1 protein-coding gene is annotated in these 2,977 nt (G+C 66.4%); it reads right to left on the bottom strand.

Annotated elements, in window-relative coordinates; translation table 11 throughout:
- Positions 1 to 342: 342 nt before the first annotated feature.
- On the bottom strand, positions 343 to 2,790 hold the full coding sequence (locus tag I6F38_RS43020; RefSeq protein ID WP_225164661.1) for an adenylate/guanylate cyclase domain-containing protein: 2,448 nt from the start codon (positions 2,788 to 2,790) through the stop codon (positions 343 to 345).
- Between the last annotated feature and the right edge of the window lie 187 nt (positions 2,791 to 2,977).

The raw sequence follows: 2,977 nt of genomic DNA, 5'->3' as shown, positions 1-2,977 counted from the left end.
GGGGAGGGATTCACTGGATGGTGATGATGAGCTCGTGGCAGTCGGCGCCAGGCGCTTCCCTGCGCCCTCTCCTGTGTGAGGGTGGTTGATCGCATGACTCGGGCGCGGTGGCGTCGCGGGATGCGGGCGTGTGCTTCTCCCCTCGGGTCTATCCCTTGGCTATTTGATTGTTGAATCAGGAACGGGGCCACATATTCAATGTCGTCCCGGCGAAGGCCGGGACCCATTACCCCGAATGATGGTTGTGGTGCGAAGCTGGGGCCACAGAGTCGCGCACCAATTTCACCCTTTGGTTATGGGTCCCGGCTTTCGCCGGGGCGACGTGGGGAGGGAGTGGGGCGCTTACTCCGCCGCCGCTTCCGCTGATGGCTCGCCCTTCCACCGCAAAATCTCCGCTGCCAGGATGGGATGATTGAATCCCTTCAGCACGAGGTCGTCGATGGCGCGGCCTTCGACGAAGGGTTCGACCATGCCGTAGACGCGGCGGCTCACCACGATCTGGCCGGCCTTGGCCTCGCCGCACAGGCGGGAGGCGAGGTTGGTGACGCTGCCGATCGCGGCGTATTCCAGCCGCTGCTCGAAGCCGACCTGGCCGAGCGTGGCGTAGCCGAGCGCAATGCCGATGCCGAAGCCGAGGCTGTGTCCGCGGTTGCGCCACTTCTCGGTCAGCGGACCGACCGTGTCGCGCATCTCCACCGCCATCTTCACGGCGCGCGCGGTGTGGTCGGCGAGCTGGATCGGCGCGTTGAACAGGATCATCACGCCGTCGCCGGCATATTTGTCGAGCGTGCCTTCATATTTGAAGATCAGCTTGCCGAGCGCGGCGTGATACTCGCGCAGCACGTTCATCGCCTCTTCCGGCTCGGTCGCCTCGGTGAAGGCGGTGAAGCCGCGCAAATCGCAGAACACCACGGTGACCTCGCGCCGGTGGCTGTCGAGCAGGCCCTCGGGATTGTCTGACGAGGCGATGAGCTGAGCGACCTGCGGCGCCAGGAAACGCTCGAGCCTTCGGATGCGCTCGATCTCGCCGAGCTGGGTCTCGACCCGCTGCTCCAGCGACTTGTTCCAGTCCTTCAGCGCTTCGGTCTGCTCGCGCAGTTTGTCGGCCTGCTCGCGCACCGTGGTGTTGGCCTCTTCCAGCGCGTGGCTCTTCTGGTCGACCTCGGTGAACAGCCGCGCGTTGCGCATCGCCAGCACCGCCTGGTGCGCGAAGGTCTTCATCAGGCCGATCAGGCTCGACGGGAAGTCGCCGGCCGCCTTGCGCAGCACCACCAGCGCGCCGAGCACGCCCTGCTGGTCGACCAGCGGCACCACAAGCACCGAGTGGAAGCCGGCGCCGACCACGACATCGTGCAGCGGATGATCGGGCGGATAATCGGTACTTGCCGCAAGATCGGGAAACGCCAGCGGCTCGCCCTTCGCGGCGGCCTCGCCGAGCGGGCTGTTTGCCGCATCGATCGCGCGATGACGGCCTTCGGCTCCGCTGTCGATGCCAATCGATTGCGTCAGGTTGAAGCTGCGTTGCGCGGCGTCATAGCCATAGATCAGCACGGCGTCGGCGTGGGTGATCTCGAGCGCGCGGGCGGCGACCGTCGGCAGCACGGCGGCAAGATCGAGCGAGGACGCCACCGCGCGGCCGACCTCCTCCAGCACCTTCAGCTCGTTGATCGATTGCGCGAGGTCGCGGGTGCGCTCCTTCACCTTGGCTTCGAGGTCGGAATAGGTCTCGGCAAGCTGGGTAGCCATACTGTTGAACTGGCCGGCGAGCTCCTCCAGCTCATCTGAAGTCTTCACCTCGATGCGATGGTCGAAGTCGCCGGTCCCCAACCGCCGCGCGCCGGTGCGCAGCGCGGTGATCGGCTCCAGCATACGCCGCGCCAGAATCGTGCCGGCGATGATCGCGACCACGAGGCCGAGCGCGATCAAGAGCGCGATGCGCACCAGCTGGTCGCGGATCGGGGACAGCGCCTGCGCGGTCGGCTGCTCGACAAACACGTGCCAGCCGAGGTTCGGCGCGGCCGTTACTGTCGACAGCACCGCGTTGCCGTCGACATCCTTGCCGGAGGCGATCGGCCTGCCGCTGGGCGACAGCACCGCGGCGACCTGCGGTAGCGCGGCGAGGTCCTTGCCGACCTCGGGCCCCTTCGACGAGCTCGCCAGCACGCGGCCCTTGCCGTCGACGACATAGGCATGCGCGAGCCGGCCAACCTGGGAATCGCCGAAATAGTCATTGAGGAAGCGCAGGTCGATCTCGGCCATGGTGACGCCGGCATTGAAGCCGGAATGCTGCTCGCCGATCGACATGAACGGCCGCCCGTCGCGAAAATACGCCGGCGCATAGGCGGTGCCGCGGGCGATGGTCTCGGTGAATCTGATATCGCGGGAGAAGTCGGCGTTGGAATTCACGGTGGTGGTCTGGCGCGACAGCCGCAGCATTTCGCGGCCCTGGCCGCTGATCAGGGTGAGCTGGCTTACCGCCGGCACCTGGCCGAGCAACTGCGCGTAGTCGGCGCGGCGCAGCTCGATCGTGTTGGAGGAGGCGCGGGTCACCCAGGAGATCTGACGCTCGAGGTCGGAGATCGCCTGCTCGATGCGCTTGGCGGTGGCATCCGCCTTCTCGCTCATCGCGTCCGTCAGCGTGCCCTTGATGCCGCGGTAGCTGATCCAGGTCTCGAGCGCGCCGTTGACCGCCAGCACGAACACGACGAGCCCGACCAGCGCGAGGACATATTTGGCGAACAGGCCGCCGCGCAGGAACCAGTTCTTGCCCTTGTCCGTAGCCGCGTTCATCCAGCCTCGTCCGGCCCCTCGCATCAATCGGGTGCGCCGCATGATCCGCCGCTGTTTAGCACGGATCGGCGGGGCGGGGCGGCCGCTCGGGCCGCATGGTTATCCCTTCATATCGGCGGGGGATATCCGGGAATATCAGCGATTGAACAGCTGACGCAGCACGTCCTTCATCGCCGGACTGTCGTGC

This window comes from Bradyrhizobium sp. BRP56 (assembly GCF_020194035.1).
Taxonomy (GTDB): Bacteria; Pseudomonadota; Alphaproteobacteria; order Rhizobiales; family Xanthobacteraceae; genus Bradyrhizobium; species Bradyrhizobium australafricanum.
The sequence above is the reverse complement of the archived record's forward strand: the minus strand, read 5'-3'. Positions and strand labels throughout refer to the sequence as shown.

What these genes read in the sequence shown, in the direction of transcription:
- I6F38_RS43020 (WP_225164661.1), bottom strand. Translation starts at nt 2,790, where the DNA reads ATGAACGCGGCTACGGACAAGGGCAAGAACTGGTTCCTGCGCGGCGGC.